This window comes from Nonomuraea solani (assembly GCF_900108335.1).
GTDB lineage: Bacteria > Actinomycetota > Actinomycetes > Streptosporangiales > Streptosporangiaceae > Nonomuraea > Nonomuraea solani.
The window spans coordinates 104,185-128,990 of sequence record NZ_FNVT01000022.1 but is presented as its reverse complement, the minus strand read 5'-3'; the positions used below and the strand labels follow the sequence as shown (position 1 = coordinate 128,990).

The following is a 24,806-nucleotide window of genomic DNA, read 5'->3' as shown; positions in this document are numbered from 1 at the left end:
ATCATCCTTTCCTCAGGTCGTTGGTCGCGACGAGATACCGGAAGACGTTGCGCAGGCGGTAGCCCCCGTCCACTACCCGGAACGGGGCGATCGTGTCGGCGACGACCTCCGCGGCCCGGTCCCAGCCGATCTCCCGCAGGGCGCGGGTCGAGGAGGGGCCCCCGGCCAGCAGGCCGCGCTGCGCCTCGGCCAGGTCGGCGTACCGCCAGACACAGGTGACGTCGCGGACCTCCTCCGGTGTCCATCCCGCGTTCTCGGCCAGGGCGGCGAGCCCGCCGGACAACGCGAACGGGCCCCCGCCGCCGCCGTCGGGGAGCGGGGGGAGGAGCCGGGACAGAGCGGTCAGGTACGCGGACGCCTCGCACGTCTCGGGCGGGCCCCAGGTCGCCACGACGAGCCGCCCGCCGGGAACGGTCACGCGGCGGGCCTCGCGCAGCGCCCGCCGGTGGTCGTCGGCGTAATGGAACGAGTTCATGCCGGTGACCAGGTCGAACACGGTGCCGGGGTACGGCAGGCGCTCCATGTCACCGAGGGCGAACGAGGCTTCCGGGACCCGTTCGCGGGCCAGGTCGAGAAGCGGTGCCGCGGCGTCCAGCCCCCAGACCTGGGCTCCCTTGTCGGCGGCCAGCCGGCAGAACAGCCCGGAGCCGCACCCGACGTCGAGCACCCGCAGCCCGGCGGGCGCGCCGATCCTGGCCAGCACGTCGTCGTACAGCTCCCGGACCTGGCCCTCCTGGATGGCCGCCCAGTCGCGCACGCCCACGCCCCACCAGAAGCCCTGCGCGGTTCCCGAGGTCATCGGGCGGCCCTCCTGATCAGCGTGACGCCGTCGCGCAGCGTGACGAGCACGCATTCGAGCCGGGGATCGGCCACCACGGCGTCGTTGAAGGCCCGCAACGCCACCACGTCGGCGTCCTCGTCGTCCTCGTACAGGACCTCGCCGTTCCACAGGGTGTTGTCCGCGGCGATCATGGCGTGCTCCGACAGCTTCGGCAGGACGGCTTCGAGGCAGGCGAGATACTCCTGCTTGGCGGCGTCCATGAACACGAAGTCGAACGGGCCGGGCAGCCGGTCGAGGGTCTCCAGCGCGGGGCCGGTCTCGACGGTCACCCGTCCGGCGTACGGGCTGCGCGCGATGTGGTCGCGCGCCATCGCGGCGTGCCGGTCGTTGATCTCGCAGGTCAGTACGTGCCCGCCGGGCGGCAGGGCGGCGGCCATGGCCAGCGCCGAGTAGCCGCTGAACGTGCCGATCTCCAGGACCTGGCGGGGGCGCAGCGCGTACACGAGGAACTGCAGGAACCTGGCCTGCGACGGGCCCGAGATCATCTGCGGGTCGGTCAGCGACCGCCACGTGTTCTCGCTGATCTGCCGCATGAAGGCGGGGTCGGGGGTGGTGTGGGCTTCGGCGTACTCATCGATGCCCGGTAGCGTGATCGGCTTCATCGAGTCCTCCTTGGTCCTGGGCCAGCAACCGGGCCGCTTCCTCGTCCGTCATGCTCTCCAGCCGGTCGCGCATCGCCGCCGCGGCCAGTTCGGCGAGGTGGGCGACGGTGAAGTCGGCGAACGCGCTCGCCGGGTCGATGCGGGTGTCCAGCGTGCGGTTGATCTCGCCCAGGATCCGGTGGCCGAAGACGGAGTCGCCGCCCAGCTCGAAGAAGCCGTCCTCCACACCGATGGGGTCGATCGCCAGCGCCTTCTGCCAGATGGCCGCGATCCGCCGCTCCAGGCCGTTGCGCGGGGCCACGTACGGCGCCGCCATGTCGGGGCGGGCCGACTCCTGGACGCCGATGGACTTCAGCGAACGGTCCTCGCGCGTGGCCACCTCGTCGAAGAACGCCGCCCCGACCTGGGCCGGGTAGAACTGCAGCAGGTTACGCAGGTCGAACGGGAGCGCCAGCGTCTGCGGCCGGTCCTCGGACATCAGGTGTTCCAGCAGGTCCAGGGCGTCGCCGGGCTCGAAGGCGCTGCTGGCCGTACGCAGCCGTACGGCGCCGGCCGCCATCCCGGCCTCCGCCCACGGGCCCCAGTCGATGGCGGTGGCGGGCAGCCCTCGCCCGCGGCGGTGGTGGGCCAGGGCGTCGAGGCAGGCGTTCGCGGCCGAGTAGTTCGCCTGGCCGGGGGAGCCCAGGACGCCGGCGGCGCTGGCGTACAGGACGAACCACTCGATCGGGTCGGGCAGGGTCAGCTCGTGCAGGTTCCACGCGCCGCGCAGCTTCGGCTCCAGCACCTCGCGCAGCGCCTCGTCCGGGAGGTCCAGCAGGGCGCCGTCCCTGAGGACACCGGCCGCGTGCAGCACGCCGCGGATCGGGGGGCCGCTCGCGCGGATGTCGTTCAGGGCGCTCGCGAGCGCGTCGCGGTCGGCGACGTCGGTCCTGGCCGGCCGCACCTCGGCGCCCGCCGCGCGCAGGCGGGTCAGTGCCGCCTCGTTCGGGGTGCGGCTGAGCAGCGCGAGGTGCCGGGCGCCCCGTTGTGCCAGCCGTTCGGCGGCCAGCAGGCCGAGGGTGCCGGTGCCACCTGTGATCACGTACGTGGCGTCGGGGCGCATGGCTGCCGGGGCGCGGTGAGGTACCGGGCGCAGCTCGCTGAGCCGGGCCACCAGGCGCCGTCCGGCACGATAGGCGACCTCGGTCTCGCCCGCGTCGTCGGCCAGCTCGTCGCAGAGCGCGGACACGGGGGCCTGGGGGTCGAGGTTCACGCAGCGGACGCGCAGGACGGGGTTCTCGATGGCCGCCGTCTTCAGCAGACCCCAAGGGGCGGCGGCACGCGGGTCCGTGACCTTCTCGCCCCGGGCTCCGCGGGTGACGACGATCAGTCTGCGGGCGGTGCCGGGGCCGGCGTAGGACAGGGCGCGGACGAGCCGGGCCACGTCCGTGACGGCGTTCTCGTATCCGGCGTCGGGTGAGGGCAGGTAGACGACTCCGGCGACGCCTTCGACGTGCGGGGCGTCCGCGTCCGGGCGGATGTCGGCGGTGGCGCCTCGCCGGACCAGTTCGGCGGCCAGCGCCTCGGCCGTGCCGCCGGAGCCTTGGGGGACCAGCAGCCACCGTCCCTCCGGTGCCGAGCCGTCGGTGGTCGATTCCCGCCAGACCGTCTCGTACAGGTGGATCTCCGCTCGCTCCTTGGCGGCCGGAGCGTGTCGCATGCGCAGCCCGGCCAGCTCGACGCAGCGGCGGGACGAAGCATCGTAGATCGTCACGTCCGCCCGGATCTCTCCCTCGGCGATCTCGGTCACGCGGGCGTGACAGCGGGCCTCCCGCCCGGGATCGGCCCACCAGCGGACCGTCTCCACTCCGACGGGTACGGCCGCGCCGCCCTTGCGTACGTCGGCCGGGACCGCCGCGAGCACCGGGTGCAGAGCCGCGTCCAGCAGCGGGACCGGAGCGCCGCCGATCTCCGCCACCGCCTCGCCGTCGCCCCGCCACACCCGCCGCACCCCGCGGAACCGGGGGCCGTAGGACAGTCCGGCGTCGTCGAGCAGGGAGTACAGCAGCTCCACGGGCACCGGCTCACCACACCGGCCTTCGGCATGGTCCTCCTGGCCAGGGGAGCCGGTGGCGGGGAGCAGGCGGGCGGTGGAGTGAATCCGGTCCTTGCCGGTCGAGACCTTGAACGCGAGGCCGCCGGTCCCGGGCGTCAGGGTGACGAGCGCGTACGGCCGGTCGTCGTCCGTGACGGTGAGCGGAGTCAGCAGTTCCAGGTGTTCCAGCGCGATCGGCTCGGTCAGGCCGTGCGCGCGGGCGGCCGACACCGCCAGCCGGATGTGGCCGGCCGCCGGGAACACGGGCATGCCGTGCACCCGATGCCCGGAAAGGTCCGCCGGGTCGAGCGGCACCTCACGCTCGAACACCCGCCGGGGCTCGGGCCGGTCCAGCCAGTACGTGCGACGCTCCCACGGGTAGCCGGGCGTGGACACGACCCGGCCGCCGCCCGGATGCAGGCGTTCCCAGCGGGGCGCGCAGCCGAGCGTGTAGAGGAAGCCGAGGGCTCCCAGCAGGCCGTTCGTTCCCAGGGTGGCGGTCACCGGCACGTCGGCGGTCCTGCGGAGCGCCCCCTGCAGCAGCGGCCCGGTCCCGACCTCGACGAGCGCGTCGGACTCGGGCAGCAGAGCCTGGACCGCGCCCGCGAAATCGACGGGTTCGCGGACGTTGCGGGCCCAGTAGGCCCCGTCCACTTCGCCGTCGTCCGCGCGCCTGCCCAGGACGGACGAGTAGAACGGGATCGCCGCCTTCCCCGGTACGAGGCCGGCGTAGAGCTCGGCCAGCGCGCGGGCCGCGGGGTCCATGGCGGGGCCGTGGAAGGCGTACTCGATCGGCAGCCACTGGGCGAACGTCCCCTCGCCGTCCAGCTCCCGCCGCACCTCCTCCAGCGCGGCGAAAGTGCCGGAAAGGACGGTCAGGCCGGGCGCGTTGATCGCCGCCACGTCCGTACCCGCCCAGCGCTCGGCCGCCTCCCGGGGAAGGCCGACGGCCAGCATGCGCCCGCCTCTGGCCGGGCCCATCAGGCGGCCCCGGTCGGCGGCGAGCCGCAGGCCGGTGCCGGCATCGAGCAGGCCCGCCGTCACTGCGGCGCTGATCTCGCCGACGCTGTGCCCCACGACGACGGCCGGCTCGATGCCGAGTGCGCGCCAGACACGGGTCAGCGCGAGCTGTACGGCGACGATCAGGGGCTGGGCGATCGCGGTGTCCTGGAGGTCGGCTTCGGTCTCGCCGCCGAGCACGGCTTCGACGGACCAGCCGAGGACGCCGTCGAGACGCTCGTCGCAGCGCCGGATCGACGATCGGAACAAGGGGTCGGAGTCCAGCAGGTCCCGGACCGCGTCCAGCGACCCGGCTTCGCCGAAGGCGCCCTGCCCCGAGAAGACGAAGGTGACGCGCGGGTCTCCAGCGGGGACGGCGGCAGGACGTACGGCACGAAGGCGGGCGGCCAGCTCGGCCGCGTCGGCACCGATGACGGCGGCGCGGTAGGGCTGGTGGTGGGTACGGCGGGTGGCGGCGGTGAACACCAGGTCCGTGGTCGCGTCGGCCAGGTCGGTGAGGCGATCCGCCCAGGCTGACGCGGCCCGGACGAGACCGTCCTCGGTCCTGGCGCTGATCGGCAGGAGCAGCGACCGGCGCCCGGCCACGGGCTGGGCGGACGGAGGAGGCGGGGACAGGATGACGTGGGCGTTGGTGCCGCTGAAGCCGAAGCCGCTCAGGCCCGCCACACCGCCGTCGGGCCAGGGCTCGGGGCGGGTCACCACGCGGAGACCGAGGTCGGTGAAGGGGATGTGCGGGTTGGGGGTGGCGAAGTGCAGGCTGGGCGGAATGCGGCCGTGGTGCAGCGACAGGGCCACCTTGATGAGCCCGGCGATGCCGGCCGCCGCCTCCAGATGGCCGATGTTGGTCTTCACCGAGCCGATCAATACGTCGTGGTCGCTCCGCAGAGCCGTGGCGAGGGCCTGCGCTTCGATGGGATCGCCCAGGGCCGTGCCGGTGCCGTGGCATTCGACATAGCGGACCGAGGCCGGGTCCGTCGCCGCGTCGCGCAGGGCCGCCGCGACCACCTCGCGCTGGGCCGCCGGGTTGGGGGCGGTCAGGCCGTTGGTGGCGCCGTCCTGGTTGGTCGCCGAGCCGAGGATCACCGCGTAGACGCGATCGCCGTCGGCCAGCGCCCTGGAGAGCGGTTTGAGTACGGCCACGCCGCAGCCCTCGCCCCGGACGTAGCCGTCGGCGCTCGCGTCGAACGCCTTGCAGCGGCCGTCCGGGGACAGCATGCCCGCCAGCTCCAAACCGGTCGACGGGGCGGGGTCGAGGAGCAGGTTGACCCCGGCGACGACGGCCGCGTCGCACTCGTCCGACCGGATCGCCCGGCAGGCGAGATGCACGGCCACCAGGGACGATGAGCACGCCGTGTCGACGGCGAGCGCGGGACCGCGCAGGCCGAACACGTACGAAAGGCGCCCGGCCGCGACGGAGAGGGCGTTGCCCGAAGGCGTGTGGCGGTCGATGGAGTCGAGCTGGCGGTAGGCGTAGTCGTTGCCGGAAATGCCCAGGTAAACCCCGGTACGGGAGCCGCGCAGCCGTGCCGGGACCTCGCCGGCGTCCTCCAGGGCGTCCCAGGTGGTTTCGAGGAGAATGCGCTGCTGGGGATCCATGCGCAATGCCTCGTCACCGTGGATGCGGAAGAACGGGGCGTCGAAGCCGGACACGTCCGAAAGGAGTCCGGCCCGGCCCCGGGGGGATTCCCAGCGCTCGGGCGGGATGTCGCCGATCGCGTCGGTGCCGGAGTCGAGCAGTCGCCAGAAGGCGGCAAGGCCGTCGGCTCCCGGCAGCCGGCAGGCCAGCCCCGTGACCGCGATCGGTTCCGCATCGGCCCCGGCCGTGACGTGCTGCGATGTGGTGGTGGGGTGGGCCAGGTGATCGGTGAGGGCGGAGATCGTCGGGAACTCGAAGACCAGCGTCGGGCTCACCGGGCGGCCGAGGAAGCGCTGCAGGTCGCCCGCCATCGCGGTGAGCCGCGGCGAGTCGAGGCCGAAGGCGGCGAACGGCGCGTCAGAGTCCACGTCCGCCGGCGCCAGACCCGCCTCCTTCGCGACCCGGTGGACGAGCCAGTCCCGGATCCTGTCTACGTCCATCGCCCCTCCCGGCTCTCGAAGCGCACGGGGACCGTCCCGGCGAGCACGGCGGCCCGGGCCGCGCCGCGGCGGACCTTGCCGCTCGACGTCTTCGGGACCGTCCCCTTGGGCACCAGATAGATGGCGTCGAGGCGCACCCCCAGGTCACGCAGCACGGCGGTACGGATCTCGCCCGCCAGCGGCCCCAGCGCCCCATCGTCGGCGGTCGTCTCCTGCACCAGCGCCACCCCCTCGGCCAGCGCGAACGCCACCCCCGCCCCCCGCCTGACCTGCCCCCCGGCCACACAGGCGGCGTCCTCCACGTCGTGCGGATGGATGCTGCGTCCCCTGACGATCAGGAGGTCCTTGATGCGGCCGGTCACATACAGGCGGCCCTCCCAGAGCAGCCCGAGGTCGCCCGTGCGCAGGTACGGGCCCTCGCCGCCGGACAGGAAGGCGCGGAAGTCGTCGTCCGGGCGCTTCCAGTAGCCGGCCGCCACGCTGGGGCCGCGTACCCAGATCTCGCCGACCTGGCCGTCCGGACAGGGGACGAGCGCCGACGGGTCGACGATCAGCAGGTCGTGGTCGGGTGCGACGCGGCCCGAGGGCACCAGCTCGGTCGTCTCCCGGCCGGCGGCCGGCACGAGACGGCCCTGTTCCAGGGCGGCGCGGTCGGCGGTCAGGACCGTGCGGTCGTCCGGCCCGGCTCCCGTCACCAGCAATGTGGCCTCCGCCAGGCCGTAGCAGCCGACCAGGGCCTCCGGCCTGAGCCCGCACGGGGCGAAACGGTCGGTGAAGCGACGGAAAGTGGCGGCGCGGATCGGTTCCGCGCCGCTGAAGGCGACCTGCCAGGTGGACAGGTCCAGCGCGGCCAGCTCCTCGTCCGTGACGCGGCGGGCGCACAGGTCGTAGGCGAAGTTGGGGCCGCCGCTGACCGACACGCCGTAGGCCGAGATCAGTTCCAGCCACCGAGCCGGCCGCTGCAGGAAGTGCAAAGGGGACATCAGGTAGCAGGGGGCGCCGTGGTAGAGCGGGTACAGGATCGTGCCGATCAGCCCCATGTCGTGATACATGGGCAGCCAGCTCGCCACCACCGCGTCCCCGGGCACGTGCAGCGCCCGGCCGATGGCCCGCTGGTTGGCGAGGAGGTTGGCGTGGGTGAGCACCACGCCACGCGGGGCGGCGGTGGAACCGGAGGTGTACTGGATGAACGCGACGGTGTCCGGGTCGACTCCCGGATCGCGCCAGGCGGAGCCGTCGCGGGCCGGCCCGTCCGTGACGATGAGGGGCAGCGCCCCGGCGACCGTCTCCCGCAGGAACTCGCTGGTCAGTACGGCCTCGGCCCCGCAGTCGGCGGCCACCGCGGCCACCCGCTCCCGCCCGGCCGGCTGGAGCGGCGGATAGGCGGGCACCGCGACCACCCCCGCGTACAGACAGCCGAAGAACGCGGTCACGAAGGCCAGGCCGGGCTCGTACAGCAGGATCACCCGCCCGCCCTCGGCCACGCGATCGGCCAGGGCGCAGGCCACCCGGCGCGCCCCCGCGTCCAGCTCCGCGCGGGTGAGGACGCGCAGGTCCGCCTCCCCGTCCGCGAGAAAGCCGAACGCGAGCTCGCCGGGCGCCTCGGCGGCGCGGCGGCCGAGCAGCTCGACGAGCGTGCGATCAACCACCGCCGTGCCCCCCGACGTGCATGCGCCACAGCGAGGTCGCGTCGAGCGCCCGCTGCGTGCCCATCTGGTCGTCGGTGACGCCGCCGCCCTCCCACAGGCGCGGATACGACTCCACCGCCTCCAGCGGCGGCTCGGCGATCTCCGGCACGTGCGCCATGGCCTGTTCCACGTACGGTTCGAGGTCGCGCGCCTTGCGCCGCGTCCGCTCCGCGTCCCGCTCCTCGAACTCGGGCAGCACCGCCTTGCCGAGCAGCTCCAGCGACTCGCACACGTGCTCGTGCGGATAGTCCCCGCCCTGCTGCAGCAGGATGAGCTGATCGACCCCGGCCTCCTCCAGCTCGCGGAAGTGGGCCGCCACCTGCTCCGGCGGCCCCACGCCGCCCAGCCCGGCCATCGGCTCCGGCTCCGCCCGCTGGAACTCCTCCCACAGGTTCGTCCGCCCGGGCACGTGCGAGCCGAACCGGTAGTAGTGGGCCAGCGCCCACTTGAAGAACTGCTGGCCCCGCAGCCCCCGGTCCGCCGCCGTCGCGGCGTCGGGGTGGCAGAGCACGCCCGCCAGCATCGCCACGTTCGGGTTCACGGCCTGGCCGAGGGGCCGGCACTCCTTGCGGAACGTCTCGTAGTACTCGTTCACCCAGAACCGCGCCTCGTGAGCGTCCATGAAGGAGAACGTCAGCGCCCCGAGCCCGAGCCGCGCCGCCAGTTTGAGCGTGTCGCGGTTCGTGCACGCCACCCAGAGCGGCGGGTGCGGCCGCTGGACGGGCTTGGGGATCACGTTGCGGGACGGCATCGAGAAATGGCGGCCCGTATGCCCCGGGTACGGCTCCGAGCACATCATCTTCGCGGCCTCGCGCACGGACTCCGCCCACATGGCCCGCTTGTCGATGTAGTCGACCCCGAACGCCTCCAGCTCCAGCCGGGAGCTCGACTCGCCGGTGCCCCACTCCACCCGCCCGCCGCTCACCAGGTCGAGCATGGAGATCCGCTCCGCGACCCGGGCCGGATGGTTGTACGGGGCCGGCATCAGCGTGATCCCGTGCCCCACCCGCATGCGCGAGGTCCGCTGGCTGACGGCCGCGAGGAACACCTCGGGGGCCGTCGAGTGCGAGTACTCCTCCAGGAAGTGGTGCTCCTGGGCCCACCCGTAGCCGATGCCGATCCGGTCGCCGATCTCCGCCCACTCCAGGGCGTTGCCGATCAGCCGCCGCTCGTCGCCGTCGGCCCACGGGCGGGGCAACTGGAGCTCGAAGAACATGCCGAACCGCATGTCAGCCTCCTTCCGCCAGCAACTGCGCGAGCAGGGCGTCGACCGTCTGGTCGGGCATCTCGCCGACCCTGCGGCCCATCCGTTCCGTCGCGCTGTCGAGCTGGCGCTTGCGGCGCACCTGGTCGTCGACGATGAGGGCGAGCTGCTCGACGTTCGGCTCCCGCGAGAACAGGTCCTGCAGCAGCAGCTCGATTCCGTACCGCTGCCGCAGCCGGTCCACGAGCTGCGCCACGAGCAGCGAGTGCCCGCCGAGGTCGAAGAAGTCGTCGTGCACGCCGAGCTCCGGTACGCCCAGCAGCTCGCACGCGACCTGCGCGATCTCCTCCTCCAGCGGCGTGCGCGGCTCGACCCGCGGCGTGGCGGGCAGCCGGGCCGAGTCGGGGGCGGGCAGCCGCCGCCGGTCCAGCTTGCCGCTGGCGTTCACGGGGAACCGGTCGAGCACCACGTACGCGGCCGGCACCATGGCCTCGGGCAGCCGCTCGCGCAGGTGCCGGACCAGCAGGGCCGGGTCCCGGACCTCGGCGGAGGTGGACAGCCCGCTCCTGGTCACGTACGCCACCAGGCGCGACCCCGCCTGACCGCGCTCGTCCAGCACCACCACGGCCTCCTCCACGGTCGGATGGGCGCGCAGCGCCGCCTCGACCTCGCCGGGCTCGATCCGCTGGCCGCGCAGTTTCACCTGGTCGTCGGCGCGCCCGAGATACTCCAGCGAGCCGTCGCGCCGATACCGGGCCAGGTCGCCGGTCCGGTACAACCGCGCGCCGGACGCGTACGGATCGGGCACGAAACGCTCGGCGGTCAGCGCCGGGCGGTCGTGGTAGCCGCGGGCCAGCCCAGGACCGCCGACGCAGATCTCGCCGGGCACGCCCACGGGCGTCTCCCGCAGGTCGGGGTCCAGCAGCCGGATCACGCTTCCCGCGACCGGCGACCCCAGCGACACGGGCCGGCCCGCAACCAGGGGGTCGGCCGTGGTCCACACCGTCGTCTCGGTCGGGCCGTAGAGGTTCCAGGCCCGGTCGTGGGTCGAGGCCAGCACGTCGGCCAGGTCGCCCGGCAGCGCCTCGGCACCGGACAGCGCCTTGACCTTCCGCTGGCCGAGCCCGCCGGCGGCGACGATCGTGCGCCACATGGTGGGCGTCGCGAGCAGCGCGGACACCCGGTGCGTGAGGATCAGCCGGCGCAGGCGGGTGGCGTCCAGGATCTCCTCCATGGTGGCGATCACCACGGCGCCCCCGGCGGTCAGCACGGGGTAGATCTCGGCCACGGAGGCGTCGAAGGCCAGGCTCGACACCGTGGCCATGATGTCGTCGCGGCCGAGGTCCTGCCCGTGCCGGACGTGGGCGACCAGGCTCGACAGCGCGCGGTGGCCGATGGCGACGCCCTTCGGCGTGCCGGTGGAGCCGGAGGTGTACACGATGTACGCCAGGCCGTCGGCGGGCACGGCGACGCCGGGGTCCTCGCTGGAGCGGCCCGCGATCGCGGGGCCGTCCCGGTCCACGCACACCGTCTCGGGGAAGGCGGCGGCCAGGGACTCCTCGGTGACGACGAGCGCGGCCCCGGCGTCGGCGGCCAGGGCGGCCAGCCGCTCCGGGGGATGGCGCGGGTCGAGGGGGACGTACGCGGCGCCGGTCTTGAGCACGCCGAGCATGGCGACGATCATCTCGGGAGACCTGCCGAGGCAGATCGCGACCCGCTTCTCGGGCCCCGCGCCGAGCTCGATCAGGTGGCGGGCGAGCTGGGCGGCCCGCCCGTCGAGCGTCCCGTAGTCCAGCCGCAGCGACCCGCACACCACCGCGATCCGCTGCGGGTCCCGCAGCGCCTGACGGCGGATGAGCTCGTGCGCCGGCTCGGCAGGGACGGCGAGTTCAGGACCGCGTCCCCACGATCTGACCAGGTCCCGCTCGCCGGGCGAGAGCGGCGACAGCTCCGACAGCCGCTGCTCGGGGTCGCGCACGGCCTGTTCGAGGAGTGCGGCGAACCGGGCGGTGATCCGTTCCGCGGTGGCGGCGTCGAACAGGTCGGAGCTGAACGCCACATGTCCTTCCAGCGCCCGGCCGTCCCGCAGGTGCAGCTCCAGGTCGGCTCGCGCGCTCCGCGCGGTGACCGGGACGGCCTCGAACGAGGCGCCCGCGAAGTCCGCCTGCCCGAGCGGCGGCTGCATGATGAACAGCGACCGCACGCTCGGCTGGACCTCGCGCACCATGCGCTCGAACGGCAGCGACTGGTGCGCGAACGCCCCGGCGCAGGTCGCCTTCACCCGATCCAGGGCCTCGGTGAACGTGGGGTCGCCGCGCAGCTCGGTCCGCAGGGCCAGCATGTTGACGAAGTTGCCGATGAGCCCGTAGATCTCGGGGCGGGTCCGTCCCGCGACGTTGGTGCCGACCGTGATGTCGCGCAGGCCAGTCAGCTTGGCGAGCAGCGCCTGCCAGGCGGCGAGCACGACCATGAACGGCGTGGCGCCGGCCCGGCGGGCGAGCCCGCGTACCGACTCCGACAGCTCCTCCGTCAGGGACAGCGCACACCACCCACCGGCCGCGCTGACCAGCGGCGGGCGCGGCCGGTCCGCCGGGAGCTCCAGCGGTGGCGCGTCGGCCAGCCGGTCCCGCCAGTAGTCCAGGTCGCGCTTCCACTCCGGCTCCTCCGGCGCCCCCGCCTGCCAGGCGGCGAAGTCGCCGTACTGGACGGGCAGCGCGGGCGGCTCGAAAGGCACGCCAGAAGCGCGCGCCGCGTAGGACGCCGACAGCTCGCCCATCGCCACGCCGAGCGACCAGCCGTCGGCGAACAGGTGGTGGACGACGACGCCGAGCACGTCATGTCCGCGCACCCGGCAGAGCAGGATCCGCGCCACCGGGCCTTTCTCCAGGTCGAAGGGCTGATCCGCGGCGGCCTGGACGCGTCCGACCGCCGCCGTGAGCCCTTCCGCGGGCGGCAGCGCGCGCAGGTCGGCCACGTCGAGCACCGGCCGCGCGCCGCCGTCCACGACGGCGCGGGCCGTTCCCTCGTCCTTCCGCACGACCGTGCGCAGCGTCTCGTGCCGGTCCACGAGCGCGTCCACGCAGGCGGCCAGCACCGACGGCTCCAGCTCCGCGTCCACGCGGGCACAGAACGACAGGTTGTACGCGGTCCCGCCCGGCTGCAACTGCTCGATGAACCACAGCCGCTGCTGGGCCAGGGAGAGCGGCACCGGCCCGGCCCGCTCGCGGCGCGGGATCCTCTCCGCGGGCCGTTCCGGCGGCGTCTCGCCGCCCAGCCAGCGCTGGAGCAGCTCCTCCTTCACGCCGGACAGCCTGGTGTCCTCGCTCACGGTCTCGCTCCCGTCATCTCCGCTTCGAGCTCCAGCCGGGCCACCTCGGCCGGATGCAGCACCCGGCCGTCCACGCCGTCGCGGACACGGCGCGACTTGCGCAGGTCCCTGGTGACGGTGACCTTCTTCAGCCAGCGATCCCGGCCGTCGTAGCGCGGCGGGAACGCCCGCCGCCCGTGCACCGCCCGGTAGTTGTCGACGAACGCCAGGTCGCCGGGGGCGAGCACCAGGTCGCGCAGGCCCGCTTCGAGCCGGCCGGTCAGCGCCTTGAGCCCGCTCGCGGCCTCCTCGTTGCCGGGCATCGGGGTCATGTAGTAGGGGTCGATGCGCAGGTAGGGCCGGCGCGGGTCGCCGAACAGCACCGCGCTCGGGGCCGCGTCGGACCACTGGTCGGGGCCGGGCGGCGGGCGGCGGGGGTAGCCGTGCTCGCGGGTCTCCTGCTGCAGATGCTCGTTGTCCGGATAAATCAGGAAATACGGCTCGCGCAGGATCGCGGCCTCCTCCGGCGACAGCCGTACCTCGTCGATCGCGGACACGGTCGTCGGGATCAGCCCGTCGTTGCGCATCGCCATCAGCCCCAGGTAGTCGCACCGGAACGGATGGAACCCGTCCTCGGTGTGCCACGCCAGGTCGGCCAGGCTGCCGTGCCCGCTCTGCTCCCGCTCCTGGTCACGGATGGGCAGCACGTTGTGCACCAGGTGGCCGTGCTGGAGCGTCGACCAGCCGAACACGTCGCCGAGCAGGCAGCCGAGCAGCGTCAGGAACAGCTCCTCGCGCGCGGTGCTCGCCGGATCCGCCTGCCGCCCCCAGTGGGGCGGGGTGGGCCCGATGCGCTCGTCGTCCACGCCGAGCCCGCGCACCACGACCCAGGGCGAGCTCTCCCGGTGGTGGAAGGCCAGCAGGAAGTCCAGCAGCCCCTGCGGCAGATGGCGGTAGGCCTCCCCTCTGGCCGCCCAGAGGAAGCGGGGGTCCTCCGCCGTCGCGTAGGTGTGGCGGAGCCGGCCGAGCAGCCGGTCGACGCGGTCCCGCTCCGCCGGTGTCAAGGTGTACGTCACGGTCGTGTCCACGTCAGCCGTCCATCTGCCGCCGCAGGCTCGCGGGCCGCATGTCGGTCCAGACCGAGGCGATGTGCGCGAGGCAGTCGTCCTTCGAGCCCGCGAACCCGCCCGCCTGCCATCCTTCGGGGAGCGGCCGGCCAGGACGCCAGATCGAATACTGCTCCTCGTCATTGACCACGACGGTGTACTCGTCCTGCGTGTTCACTTTCTCGCTCCTTTCATGAGGCTGTTCAGTAGGGCGTCCACCTCGTCGTCCCCCATGCCGGCGACGGCCTGGCCTGGACCGGTGGGCGGGTGTTCCCGCCGGGCCGGGCCGTTGTCCAGGACCGTGTCCGGTGAGGGGAGGGCTTGGCGGTCGACTTTGCCGTGGGGGGTGAGGGGGAGCTTGTCGAGGAAGACGTAGGTGGCGGGGAGCATGTAGTGCGGCAGGCTCGCCAGCAGGTGGGTGTTGAGCTCCTCACGGCCGACGTCCCCGGCGATGACGTACGCGGTCAGCCGCGGATCGCCGGTGGCCGCGTCGTGCCGGGTCGTGACGACCGCGTTCGTGACGGCGGGGTGGTTCTGGAGGGTGGTTTCGATTTCGCCGAGTTCGATGCGGTAGCCGCGGATTTTGGTCTGGGTGTCGGTGCGGCCGAGGAATTCGATGGTGCCGTCGGGGAGCCAGCGGGCTCGGTCGCCGGTGTGGTAGAGGCGTTGGCCTGGGTGGTGGGGGTCGGGGGTGTAGTGCTGGGCGGTGAGGGCGGGGCGGTTGAGGTAGCCGCGGGTGATGCCGGTGCCGCCGATGTGCAGGTGTCCGGGGATGCCCTGGGGGAGCGGGTTGAGGTCCTCGTCCAGGATCAGGACGCGGGCGCCGGGGACGGGCCTGCCGATGGGCACCGTGTCGCCGTCGAAGTCCGGCGGGCACCTGAAGAAGGTGCTCCAGACGGTGGCCTCGGTGGGGCCGTACTCGTTGTGCAGCGGCGCCTCCGGCAGCGTCTCGTAGTGCTGCCGCACCAGCGCCGCGGGCAGCGCCTCACCGGCCAGCACGCAGAAGCGCAGCGTCTTCAGCGCCTGCGGCTGCACGTCCAGCATGACCGCGTACTGCGACGGAACCCCGTCCAGGTGCGTCACCTGGTGCTGCTCGATGAGCCGCCCCAGCAGCCGCGGGTCCTGGACCTCCACCGGATCGGGCAGCACCAGCCGGCCGCCGTGGCCGAGCGTCCAGTACAGCCCGGCCGCCGAGGCGTCGAACGTGAACGGCGCCAGCATCAGGTACGCCGCCCCCGCCACGCCCGACGACTCGCCGAACACCTCCTGCCGCGCGGCCGTGGCGTGGGCGACGTTCGCGCACGACACCAGGACGCCCTTGGGCGTGCCGGTCGAGCCGGAGGTGTAGATGATGTACGCCAGGCCGTCGGGGTCGATCGGCGCGTCCAGGTCCGTGTCGTCCGCGCCGCTGCCGAAGTTGTCCAGCGTGATCGTGGTGACGGTCTCCGGCCAGGTCCGCTGGTGATGACTGTGGGCGAGCAGCACCTCGACGCCCGCGTCGGCGAGGATGAAGCGCTGCCGCTCGACGGGCGTGTCCGGGTCCAGCGGCACGTAGGCCGCGCCCGCCTTGAGCACCGCCAGCAGCGCGGTGACCGTGTGCGTCGTGCGTTCGGCGATCACGCCCACGCGCTTCTCCGGGCCCGCGCCCAGCTTGCGCAGGTGGCGGGCGAGCCGGTTGGCCTGGGCGTTGAGCTCGCCGTACGTCAGCCGCTCCGGTCCGGCCGCGACCGCCACCGCCTCCGGGTTCCTGGTGGCCTGCTCCTCGACGAGCCGGTGCACCAGGCGGGGCTCGGAGGTGTGCGCGGGGCCGTCGGCCCATTCGCGGGTGAGGCGGGCGTACTCGTCGGGGGGCAGCATGGGCAGCGCGGACAGCACCTGGCCGGGCTGCTCGGTGGCGGCCTCGGCGAGGGTGCGCAGGTGGAGGAGCATGCTCGCGGCGGTGCCCGCGTCGAACAGCTCGGTCGCGTAGTCCAGCCGGACGGCCAGGGTCCCGTCGTCGGCCGTGGTCAGGCGGAGCGTGAGGTCGAAGGGCGCCAGCGGGGCGTCGGTCCACGTCTGCCGCCATTCGAGCCCGGCGTGCGAGGTGACCTCGGCGGGCTCGTCCTCGACGAAGCGCACCTGGTAGAGGGGCGGCGCGGTGGAGTCACCCTGCGGGAGCTCGTCCACGAGGTGCTCGAACGGCGTCTCCCGGTGCTCCATCGCCTGCGCGCGGGCGTCGGCGATCTGGGCGACCAGCGCGGCGAACGTGGGGTCGCCGGTGAGGTCGGCCCGCAGGACGACCGTGTTCTCGAACGGGCCGAGCACGTTCGCCCACTCGTCGGGGCGGCCGGGCACCGGCAGGCCGACGGCGAGGTCACGCTGGCCGCTGTACCGGGACAACACGGTCAGCCAGGCGGCGAGCAGCACGTCCGGCACAGTGGCGGGCGCGGCGGTGGTCGGCCCAGTGGCGGTCTGGGCGGCCACCTCCTTCCAGCGGGCCGCCAGACCTGCCGGCACCCGCCAGTGGTGGCCGGCGCCGGACAGCGAGCGGCCGCCCATCGGGGGGCGCGGCCGGTCGCTGGGGAGGTTCAGGTCGGGCAGCCCGCCGAGGCGGTGCCGCCAGTGGTCGAGGTCCTGGGCGGCCGCCGGCGTGGCCAGCCGCTCCCGCTGCCACTCGGCGAACCCGGCGAACGTGGCCGGCTCACCGCCGCTCGGCATGTCGGCCGGGGTGGCGGTTCCGGTGTACGTTCGCGCGATCTCGCGGATGAGCAGGCCGACGCTGGCCTGGTCCATGACGAGCTGGTGCGCGACGACCACCATCGTGTGATGGCCGGGCGCCCGGCGTACCAGGGAGATCCGCATCAGCGGCGCGGTCGCGAGGTCGAACACCTGGGCCGCCTCCCTGGCGACCAGCCGCCCGATCTCCCGGTCCTGCTCGTCCGGGGCCAGCCCGGACACGTCCACGACCGGCACGCTGAGCCACACCGAGGTCGAGGGGGCCCACACCGGCTCCCCTTCGACCTCGACGAACCCGCCGGTGAGGAGCTCGTGCCGTCCCGCCACCGCCCGGACGGCCTCCTGGAGCGCGGCCGTGTCGAGCGGGCCGCGCACCTCGGAGACGCCGAGGACGTGGGTGGGGATGCCGGGCTCCATCCGGCGGAGCACCCACAGCCGCCGCTGCAGCGGGCTGAACCGGTCGACGCCGCGACTCCGCTTCTCGACGAGCAGCTCGGCCAGTAGCCGCCGCTTCTCCTCCGCGGAGAGGTTGCCTATGTCTTCACGGCGAGAGGTCATCGTCCGTTCCCTTCGGGGGTGGCGGCAGAGTAGGCACGCTTTCTACTCATCTCGCCGGGAAGGGTAAGTACGCCGCGGCCGGCACTCACAGGGCGGAATTCCAACATTCGCTGTCGGAGCCGCCTTCCGGTGACCGGCAATCGGTGGCCGCGACCAGCCACGCCCGACGGCCGGGACGCAGACGCGTTTACGCTCGGTGAGCCGGGGGAGGGCGGTGGGGTGTCCCCTAAAGCCATCAACGGGGAGGCTGACCGGCACACGCACCACGTCGATTCCGCCTTACCCCCCTTGCCATCCCCAGGGCCACCGCATCCGGCCGCCGCGCGGGTGGACGTCCTCGTCATCGAGGCCGACCCGCTCGCCCGCGGCGTCATCAAGGACAGCCTGCGCCGCGAGCCGTGCCTGAACCTCCTCGCCGAGGCCGACGGCAGAGACGGCGCCAGGAAACTGATGCGTTCGTGCCCGCATTGCGTGGTCGTCATCGACCCGTACCAGCCCAAGATGGGCTCCTCCGTGCTGCACGAGATCGCCGAGACCTGCCAGTGGCAGGTCCTCGTGTTCACGGCGACGCGCTCCAGGTCGTACGTCTCCCAGGCGGTCGCCGCGGGCGCGATGGGCTACCTGCTCAAGGAGAACGGCGCCTGCGCGCTCAGCGCCGCCGTGGTCTCGGTCGCCTCGGGTAACGTCGTGCTCGCCGACTCGGCGGCCCGGGCGCTCCTGCCGATGCCCGCCGGCGGCAGCACACGGGGCCGGCTGCTGCGCAACCTCACCGAGCAGGAGCTGCGCATCCTGCGCTTCCTCTCGCTCGGAGCGAGCACGTCGGAGATCGCCGCCGTCCTGCGCATCAGCGACTCCACGGTCAAGTCGCACGTCTCACACATGCTGTCCAAGTTGGAGGTACGCGACCGCACGCAGGCCGTCGTCTTCGCCTACCAGAGCGGTCTCATCTCGGTCGCCGACTTCGACTGGACGCCCGCCGCCCACCGGGACTGACCGCTTTTCCGGAAGCCGGAAGACGACGGTGGCCGGGTCGTGCACGTCGGGATCGTTCGGCCGGAGTGCGGTGGTTCCTACCATGGTGGCCTGCTTCACCACGGCACGAGGAGGTCGGGTCATGGGCGCGGGTTGCCCCGATATCCGGATCGTCGTCCTTCCGGAGGACGGTCTCGTCCACAGTCGTACCCCGCTCGATGGCCCGCTCCTGGCGGACCTCGCGGCGGCGGCGGACACACTGGCCCGGGCCCGCCTCGCCCTGCTGGACCCCGCCGGGGCGCCGGGCCGTGACCTGCTCGGTGGAGCCGCCGACCAGGTGTGCGAGCTGGCCCGCCGGGCGGCGCTGCCGCCGCTCGACGTTTCCGGGCTGGCGCCGATCGTGCCGAACCACGAGTATTTCGGCGTCCGTACGGCGCCGCTGGACGGGCCGCGCCTGGCCGCCGAGGTGACGACGATCGCCGCCCGCGCCCTCGACGACCTGCGGCACGCCCGGCTGGAGGTGAACGACCTGGCGGCCGAACTCCTGGCCGTCTCCGACCTGCTGACCGCCCTCCCGGGCGACACCGCCGGAAGGCCGGGTGGACCTTCCCGGAAACCGGGCGACGGGCCGTATTTTCCGGTGCCGACCGAGCTGACCCGCTGGATCGTCGTCCACCACCTCTACTTCCTCCTCAACCTCCGCGCCGCCGCCGCCGTGACCCGGGCCGTCGGCGCGGTGCGGAACGGCGACCGGGCGGCCACGCTGGCCGAGCTCCGGGAGGCGACCGTGCACGTGCGGGGCTTCACCGCCGCCATGGTCCACTCCGGCGACATGTCCGCCGCCTGCTACGAGGCGACCGTCCGCCCGACGATGCGCCCGCCCGCCGTGGACACCGAGCTGACCGGCCGCACCCAGCCCGAGCACCGCGCGTACCGGCGCGCGATGGCGGCGCTCGTCGAGGAGTTCGCCGAACCGTACGACACGCTGGCCGCCCGCGACCCCGAACTCGCCCTCGCCAGGGACGCGCTGCTCGAAGCCGACCTCATCGACATCGAACGCCACGTCCTCGTCGCCGCCGCGCTGGTGGGCGGCGACCGCTCGATCGTCCAGGGCGAGGCCACCGAGGGCAACGCGGTCAGCATGCTGCGCACGATGCGGCACGCCAGGGCCGACCGGTATCGGCTGCTCATGAGATACGGCGACGACGTGGCGGCGGCCCTGCCCCTCCTCGCCACCGCCCGCCCCGGAAGGGAGAGCACCTGATGGCCGGCTCGCACGCGCGACCCCCGATGGACCTCGACCGGGACCTGGAGATCGATCCGGCCGAATGGAGCAGGCCGGACACCTACGACCTGGTGACGGCGCTCGTGGTGCCCAGGCCCATCGCCTGGGTCTCGACGGTGTCGCCGGGCGGCCACCGGAATCTCGCGCCGCACTCGTACTTCAACCTCGTCGCCGACCATCCGGTGCACGTGGCGTTCAGCTCCGTCGGCGTCAAGGACACCCTGCGCAACATCCGCGCGACGGGCGAGTTCGTGGTCAACATCGCCGGCCAGCCGCTGCTCAGCGCCCTGGACGCGACGGCCGCGGACGTCGAACCCGAATGCGACGAGTTCATGATCGCGGGGGTCACTCCGGAGCCGGCGCGGTGTGTCCAGGCGCCGCGCGTCGCAGAGGCGCCCGCGCACTTCGAGTGCGTGCTCGCCGACGAGGTGCCGGTCGGCAACTGCATTTTGATCATCGGCCGGGTGGTGCACGTGCACGTGGCGCCGTCCGTCTGGTCGCGGCGCCGGGTGGATCCCGCCGCACTGGATCCGACCGTGCGGCTTTCACGCAGGTACGGGATGCTCGCGCCGGTGTTCACGCCCGAGGAGAGCCCGAGCCCGCACGTCCTGGCAGAGTGAGGGTGCTGCCGTACGGGACCGTTCAGGAGGCGACCGGCAGGGGCTTGCGCGGCCAGTCGAAATAGCGCGCCCCGATGAGAGCGATCTCCAGCGCCAGCCGCTCCCTGGGCACATGGACGTCGTGCCCGGTCAGGACACGGATCCGGTTCAGCCGGTACGTCACCGCGCGCTCCGTCAGGTAGAAGCGCCGGGCGACCTTGGCCGTCACGCAGCCGGAGGCGAAATAGCCGTCCAGCGTCTCCAGCAGCGGCTCAGCACCATAACGGGCGTTGACCAGCGGCCCCAGCACCGTGTCGATGAAGTCCGCGATGACCTCCGCGTCCCTGAGCACGACCCGGTAGAGCAGCAGGTCGGCCGCCGCGATGACCCGCTCCGAGAAGCGGAGCCTGGCGGCCAGCCGCAGCGCCTCGCCACAGTCACGGTAGGAGCGGCACACTCCCTGGACACCGGTACGGGGCTGGCCGACGGCCACCCGCCACGCGGTCGCCGCCTCCTGCTCGATCACCCTGGCCAGCGCCGCCCCGATGGGGGCCTCCGCTCTGCCCTCCTGCCCGGCCGGCGCCGCCACCGGAGCGATCACCAGGATCCGGCCGTCCTTGACGGCCGTGAGCACGTTGCCGTGCTCCACGCCCGCCCGCAGGGCGGCCTCGGCCCGGCCCAGGACCCGGTCCGACTCGCCGAACGGCCGGGCCGCCTCGGCCACCGCCACGACGTGGTCGGCCAGGAGCTGCAGGCCGAACCGTTCGGCACGGTCGGCCAGCGAGCTGATGTCGCCCGTGCCCTCCAGCAGGTCGTCGATGAACCTCCGGCGGGAGTCCTCCTCCGCGCGCAGGGCCTCCACCTGCGCCTGCTGGTAGCCGGAGGTCACGGCGGCCACCGCGGTCGTCATGGCGGTCAGCACGTCGGAGCCCATCGCCGCCACGGCGTCGGCGTCGATCATGCGGCTGCACCGCCCGCGCGCCATGCGCGGCAGGTCGGGCCAGGCCCGCTTCGTCGCGTCGACGAAGAGATCGACGGTGTCGCCCAGCGACAGGCCCTCGTGGGCGGCGGTCGCGCCCGTGCTCTCACATTCCTTCATCTCGCGCTGGCTCAGCCGGCGGCCCGTGACGGCCACGTCGAGCAGCGTGTCGGGGTAGCCGCCTAAATCGGCCCCACCGGGTTCCACGACCAGCTGGAACCTCTTCTCCTTGTCTGCCATGGGTATCACCCAAGTACGTTGTCGATGGAATACCGTCCAGGCCCCAGTGAAACGCGATAGGCAGGACCTGTCATCCGCCACAGGAGGACGACGACTCCTCCAAAGTGGGCCGCCGTCCCGCCCGGCTCAACTATCGGTGGAGAGGGCCTTCACGATCACGGCCAGCACGTCGGCGCGCCGGTCCTGGACGAAGAAGTGGCCGCCGGGCACCTCGTGGGCGGCGAACGCGGCGCTCGTCTGCGCCTGCCAGGCCGCCGTCTGGGCGAGGTCGGCCTCCGGGTCCGTGGTGCCGCAGAACGCCGTGACGGGGTGGTCGAGGGGCGGCTCCGGCTCGTACGCGCAGTTCTCGACGACGGCGAAGTCGGCGCGCATCACCGGCAGCAGCACGTCGAGGACCCCGGGGATCTCGAACACCTCGGGAGGCAGGCCGCCCAGCTCGCGCAGGCGCCGCACCAGCTCCGCCTCGGGCAGCGGGTGCAGCGGCGGCGGCTGGGGCAACTGCGGGGCCGGGCAGCCGGACACGAACAGGTGCCGGGGCGCCGGCGCGCCCATGCGGCGCAGGCGGCGGGACAGCTCGAAGGCGACGCGTGCGCCCATGCTGTGGCCGTACAGGGCGAAGGGCCTGTCCAGCACCTCGACGACGGCCGGGGCGAGTCCGTCGAGCAGCACGCCCATGTCGTCGATGGGATCCTCGCCCATGCGGCTCTCGCGGCCGGGCAACTGCACGGCGCACACCTCGATCGTGGCGGGCAGCCCGCTCGCCCACCCCCGGAACGCGGCCGTGCCGCCGCCACCGTGCGGCAGGCAGATGAGCCGGAGGCCCGCCGCCGGGTTGGGCGGGCTCATCCGGAACCAGCTCGTACGTCCGCCCGGCACGCTCATACCGACCCCCTGACTCGTCACCACCTTTTCATCCCGACCAGGGCACCGTCACGGCCACGATCCAGCCGAGCAGGCCCGCCTGGATCAGGGCCGCCACCCTCGGGTCCCGGCCCGTCGCGTAGGCGGCCGCGGCCAGCGGCTCGAACAGCAGGAGCAGCACGCCGAGGAACAGGGCGTAGAGGCCGACGATGTCCTGGAAGACGCCCAGGGCCAGCCCCGCGTAGACGACGATCACCGCCAGCAGGCGACCGGCCAGCGAGCTCGCCACGGCGACGAGCAGGTTGCCGCGCCGCAGCAGGCCCTCCAGCGCCAGGAAGAAGGGCAGGGCCAGGGCGGCGGAGACGATGCCGGCGATCGCGCGCTCGGAGGTGGGGACGAGCCGGTGGAACACCGGGCCCAGAGGGGCGAGCAGCACGTATGTGCCGGCCAGGCCGACGAGGACGGGCGGCACCAGCCGGGCCGCGCCGCTGGTGAGGGGATGTGGCGGGGCCAGCACCCGTCCCAGCCGGCTCGCCGGGGCCAGGGCCGGGATCGCCAGGAGGATCCCGCCGGAGATGGCGAGGAAGGCCAGCATCGCGTCGCCGCCCTCAAGACCGAGGAACCCGGCCAGCGTGCGGCCGTCCACGCCGCCCACGTACTGGAAGGGCAGCGAGACGAGCATCGCCCCGAGGAACAACCCGAGCCGCCAGTGCATCCCGGCCCCGGAACCCACCCCGGCCCCGCTCCCGGCCCTGCCTTCGGCCCCGCTCCCGGCCCCGCTCCCGGCCCTGCTTGCGGTCATGCCGCCGCCCGCGCTCCCACCCCCACCTCCGGTTCCTTCCGCAGGGTGGGCGCGGCGTTGCGGCGGGATCGTCCCGGCAGGGCCGTTTCCCTCCGGGACCACGGCGTGCACGCGAGGTTCCGTCATGACCATGCCGTACGTCGCGCGGACGTCCGGGGGACGGGGGGCCGTTCTCCTGGCCGCCCTGCCCACCGCGACGCCCAGCCCCGCCAGCAGCACCAGTGCGCAGGGCAGGTACCACGCACTGAGGCCGAGGCGCGGGTCGTCGAGACCCGGTGGCCGGCGTGCCGGGTTGCCGGCCGAGGTGTCCATCCAGGCGACCGCCTCACGGAACGCCGTGTCCGACCACAGCACCGTCATGTGGTCGGTGCCCGGGACGAGGCTCCGCCGTACGGCCTGGCCCGTCAGCGGGTCGCCGTACGTCCGCCCCTCCTCGGGGGTCACGTCCGCGAGCTGCCGCGCCGTACCCAGAGTCTCCTCGTGGATCGGCCGCGCGTCCCCGGCGGCGACGAGGAAGAGCGCGTTGCGCGGCCGCAGCGGCCCGGCCAGGGCCGGGTTGACCGAGCCGGAGAGCGCGACGGTGCCGACCGGCCGCGGGTCCCGCGAGGCGAAGTCGAGCACCAGCGCGGCCCCGAGCGAGTGCCCCATGAGCAGCACGCGCCGGCCGTCCACGTACGGGTAGGTCCCCAGCCAGTCGACCACGGCCTTGAGGTCGGCCCGCAGCCGGTCGGGCTCCGAGGCGAACGGCGTGACGGAGAACGGCGTCCGGCTGGCCCCGTGACCGGCCAGGTCGAAGGCCACCACCGCGTACCCGGCCCGGGCCAGGCTGCGCGCGATCGGGCTCATCATCTCCCGGTCGGCGCTGTGACCGTGCGCGATGACCACGACGGGAGGCCGCTGCCCGGCGGGCCGCGGCAGCGTGAACCCGATGGCCGGATGCCCGGCGGGCGGCCGGCCCGGCACGAAGACGGTGGCCGGGATCCGCCCGGCGATCTCGACGTCGCGTCTCGGTGGCCCGCTCCAGTTCTCGGACCCCAGCCTGAGCAGCAGGAAGGTGGCGGCCAGCAGGGTGACGACCAGCAGGATCCCGCCTGTGCGCCTCATCGCGACAACCAGGCGGCGGCCGAGGCGTGGTGGTGCTCGGAGCCCAGGCATTCCGCCTGCCGGGCCAGATACTCCTGAAGGGGGTCGGCGCCCGCGCCGGACAGGCTCAGCAGCCGCTTGCAGACCGCAAAGCTGTGCACCTGGGACAGCGGCGCCAGCTCCCGCGCCAGCTCCGTGGCGGCGCCCAGCGGGTCGGGACTCACCTGGTCGAGCACCCCGAGCTCGGCGGCTCGCGCGGCCGTCCACCGGTCGCCGAACAGCACCATGCGCCGCGTCAGCGCCACCCCGACATAACGCGGCAGACGGTGCACGCCGAAGCCGGGTATGAGGCCCTCCCGGATCGCGGGCAGTTCGAAAACGGCGTCGGGAGAGGCCACGCGGGCGTCGCAGGCCAGCGCGATCTGGAACCCGCCGCCCAGGCAGTGGCCGTGGACGGCGCAGATCACCGGTTTCGGCATCTCCTCGCAGAGGGCGACCGCCCGTTCCCACTCGTCGAACCACTCAAGGGGGATCCGCCCGGTCGCCAGCGCGGTCAGGTCGATACCGCTGCAGAACGAGCGCCCCGCGCCGTGGATGACGACGGCGTGGACGTCGGGGGAGCCGGCGCAGTCGTGCAGGGCCAGGCCGAACTTCGCCAGCGCCGCGCCGTCCACCGCGTTGAGGACCTCCGGGCGGTTCAGCCGCACCTTGGCGACGTGGTGCTCGACCGTCACATCTACGGGTTCCGACATGCGAGGGAGAGTAGGCCGGGGTCTGCGGGCCGAGGAAGGTGC

16 protein-coding genes are annotated in these 24,806 nt (G+C 73.5%); 3 read left to right on the top strand and 13 right to left on the bottom strand.

The window, feature by feature from the left end; genetic code table 11:
* Position 1: 1 nt before the first annotated feature.
* The 9 genes from C4V41_RS48980 to C4V41_RS48940 are packed head-to-tail and all read right to left on the bottom strand — an operon-like array spanning position 2 to position 17,191.
* Positions 2 to 799 (bottom strand): class I SAM-dependent methyltransferase, encoded by a 798-nt coding sequence (locus C4V41_RS48980; protein ID WP_160150662.1) that lies wholly within the window; start codon positions 797 to 799, stop codon positions 2 to 4.
* Positions 796 to 1,443, bottom strand: coding sequence for an O-methyltransferase (locus tag C4V41_RS48975; protein ID WP_103962931.1), 648 nt, complete (start codon positions 1,441 to 1,443; stop codon positions 796 to 798). Before C4V41_RS48975 ends, C4V41_RS48980 begins: the two co-directional genes overlap by 4 nt.
* Entirely contained in the window at positions 1,412 to 6,613 is a 5,202-nt protein-coding gene (locus tag C4V41_RS48970; RefSeq protein WP_103962930.1) for a type I polyketide synthase, read from the bottom strand. Before C4V41_RS48970 ends, C4V41_RS48975 begins: the two co-directional genes overlap by 32 nt.
* Positions 6,604 to 8,262, bottom strand: coding sequence for a fatty acyl-AMP ligase (locus C4V41_RS48965; RefSeq protein WP_146104078.1), 1,659 nt, complete (start codon positions 8,260 to 8,262; stop codon positions 6,604 to 6,606). The genes C4V41_RS48970 and C4V41_RS48965 overlap by 10 nt, the downstream gene beginning before the upstream one ends.
* Positions 8,255 to 9,529, bottom strand: a complete 1,275-nt coding sequence (locus tag C4V41_RS48960) for an LLM class flavin-dependent oxidoreductase (RefSeq protein WP_103962928.1) — start codon at positions 9,527 to 9,529, stop codon at positions 8,255 to 8,257. The genes C4V41_RS48965 and C4V41_RS48960 overlap by 8 nt, the downstream gene beginning before the upstream one ends.
* Position 9,530: 1 nt before the next feature.
* Positions 9,531 to 12,833, bottom strand: a complete 3,303-nt coding sequence (locus tag C4V41_RS48955) for a non-ribosomal peptide synthetase (protein ID WP_160150661.1) — start codon at positions 12,831 to 12,833, stop codon at positions 9,531 to 9,533.
* Entirely contained in the window at positions 12,830 to 13,900 is a 1,071-nt protein-coding gene (gene gntD / locus C4V41_RS48950; RefSeq protein ID WP_103962926.1) for a guanitoxin biosynthesis L-enduracididine beta-hydroxylase GntD, read from the bottom strand. The genes C4V41_RS48955 and gntD overlap by 4 nt, the downstream gene beginning before the upstream one ends.
* A 1-nt stretch (position 13,901) precedes the next feature.
* On the bottom strand, positions 13,902 to 14,096 hold the full coding sequence (locus C4V41_RS48945) for an MbtH family protein (protein WP_103962925.1): 195 nt from the start codon (positions 14,094 to 14,096) through the stop codon (positions 13,902 to 13,904).
* Positions 14,093 to 17,191 (bottom strand): non-ribosomal peptide synthetase, encoded by a 3,099-nt coding sequence (locus C4V41_RS48940; protein WP_103962924.1) that lies wholly within the window; start codon positions 17,189 to 17,191, stop codon positions 14,093 to 14,095. The genes C4V41_RS48945 and C4V41_RS48940 overlap by 4 nt, the downstream gene beginning before the upstream one ends.
* A 288-nt stretch (positions 17,192 to 17,479) precedes the next feature.
* Between C4V41_RS48940 and C4V41_RS48935 the strand changes: the two genes are divergently transcribed.
* From C4V41_RS48935 to C4V41_RS48925, 3 genes are all read left to right on the top strand, one after another.
* On the top strand, positions 17,480 to 18,184 hold the full coding sequence (locus tag C4V41_RS48935; protein WP_146104077.1) for a LuxR C-terminal-related transcriptional regulator: 705 nt from the start codon (positions 17,480 to 17,482) through the stop codon (positions 18,182 to 18,184).
* Between the two features lie 121 nt (positions 18,185 to 18,305).
* A complete protein-coding gene (locus C4V41_RS48930) occupies positions 18,306 to 19,427 on the top strand; it encodes a hypothetical protein (protein ID WP_103962922.1) in 1,122 nt (373 codons plus the stop codon).
* Positions 19,427 to 20,068 carry a flavin reductase family protein gene (locus C4V41_RS48925; RefSeq protein WP_200824765.1) on the top strand — a complete coding sequence of 214 codons (642 nt, stop codon included), beginning with the start codon at positions 19,427 to 19,429 and terminating at the stop codon, positions 20,066 to 20,068. The genes C4V41_RS48930 and C4V41_RS48925 overlap by 1 nt, the downstream gene beginning before the upstream one ends.
* Positions 20,069 to 20,090: 22 nt before the next feature.
* On the opposite strand, the gene C4V41_RS48920 is transcribed toward C4V41_RS48925, so the two are convergent.
* The 4 genes from C4V41_RS48920 to C4V41_RS48905 all read right to left on the bottom strand — a co-directional run bounded on the left by C4V41_RS48920 (position 20,091) and on the right by C4V41_RS48905 (position 24,764).
* A complete protein-coding gene (locus tag C4V41_RS48920) occupies positions 20,091 to 21,266 on the bottom strand; it encodes a PucR family transcriptional regulator (protein ID WP_103962921.1) in 1,176 nt (391 codons plus the stop codon).
* A gap of 126 nt (positions 21,267 to 21,392) precedes the next feature.
* Positions 21,393 to 22,148: a thioesterase II family protein gene (locus C4V41_RS48915; RefSeq protein WP_103962920.1), complete on the bottom strand. Its 756-nt coding sequence runs from the start codon at positions 22,146 to 22,148 to the stop codon at positions 21,393 to 21,395.
* Positions 22,149 to 22,176: 28 nt separating this feature from the next.
* Positions 22,177 to 24,033 carry an alpha/beta fold hydrolase gene (locus C4V41_RS48910; protein ID WP_160150660.1) on the bottom strand — a complete coding sequence of 619 codons (1,857 nt, stop codon included), beginning with the start codon at positions 24,031 to 24,033 and terminating at the stop codon, positions 22,177 to 22,179.
* Positions 24,030 to 24,764 (bottom strand): enoyl-CoA hydratase/isomerase family protein, encoded by a 735-nt coding sequence (locus C4V41_RS48905; protein WP_160150659.1) that lies wholly within the window; start codon positions 24,762 to 24,764, stop codon positions 24,030 to 24,032. The genes C4V41_RS48910 and C4V41_RS48905 overlap by 4 nt, the downstream gene beginning before the upstream one ends.
* Positions 24,765 to 24,806 lie beyond the last annotated feature (42 nt).

Bases quoted from the DNA above. Each gene is read 5' to 3' on its own strand.
- C4V41_RS48960 (WP_103962928.1), bottom strand. From the start codon at position 9,529: ATGCGGTTCGGCATGTTCTTCGAGCTCCAGTTGCCCCGCCCGTGGGCC.
- C4V41_RS48920 (WP_103962921.1), bottom strand. From the start codon at position 21,266: ATGGCAGACAAGGAGAAGAGGTTCCAGCTGGTCGTGGAACCCGGTGGG.
- C4V41_RS48940 (WP_103962924.1), bottom strand. From the start codon at position 17,191: ATGACCTCTCGCCGTGAAGACATAGGCAACCTCTCCGCGGAGGAGAAG.
- C4V41_RS48980 (WP_160150662.1), bottom strand. From the start codon at position 799: ATGACCTCGGGAACCGCGCAGGGCTTCTGGTGGGGCGTGGGCGTGCGC.
- C4V41_RS48915 (WP_103962920.1), bottom strand. From the start codon at position 22,148: ATGAGCGTGCCGGGCGGACGTACGAGCTGGTTCCGGATGAGCCCGCCC.
- C4V41_RS48975 (WP_103962931.1), bottom strand. From the start codon at position 1,443: ATGAAGCCGATCACGCTACCGGGCATCGATGAGTACGCCGAAGCCCAC.
- C4V41_RS48970 (WP_103962930.1), bottom strand. From the start codon at position 6,613: ATGGACGTAGACAGGATCCGGGACTGGCTCGTCCACCGGGTCGCGAAG.
- C4V41_RS48910 (WP_160150660.1), bottom strand. From the start codon at position 24,033: ATGAGGCGCACAGGCGGGATCCTGCTGGTCGTCACCCTGCTGGCCGCC.
- C4V41_RS48930 (WP_103962922.1), top strand. From the start codon at position 18,306: ATGGGCGCGGGTTGCCCCGATATCCGGATCGTCGTCCTTCCGGAGGAC.
- C4V41_RS48925 (WP_200824765.1), top strand. From the start codon at position 19,427: ATGGCCGGCTCGCACGCGCGACCCCCGATGGACCTCGACCGGGACCTG.
- C4V41_RS48905 (WP_160150659.1), bottom strand. From the start codon at position 24,764: ATGTCGGAACCCGTAGATGTGACGGTCGAGCACCACGTCGCCAAGGTG.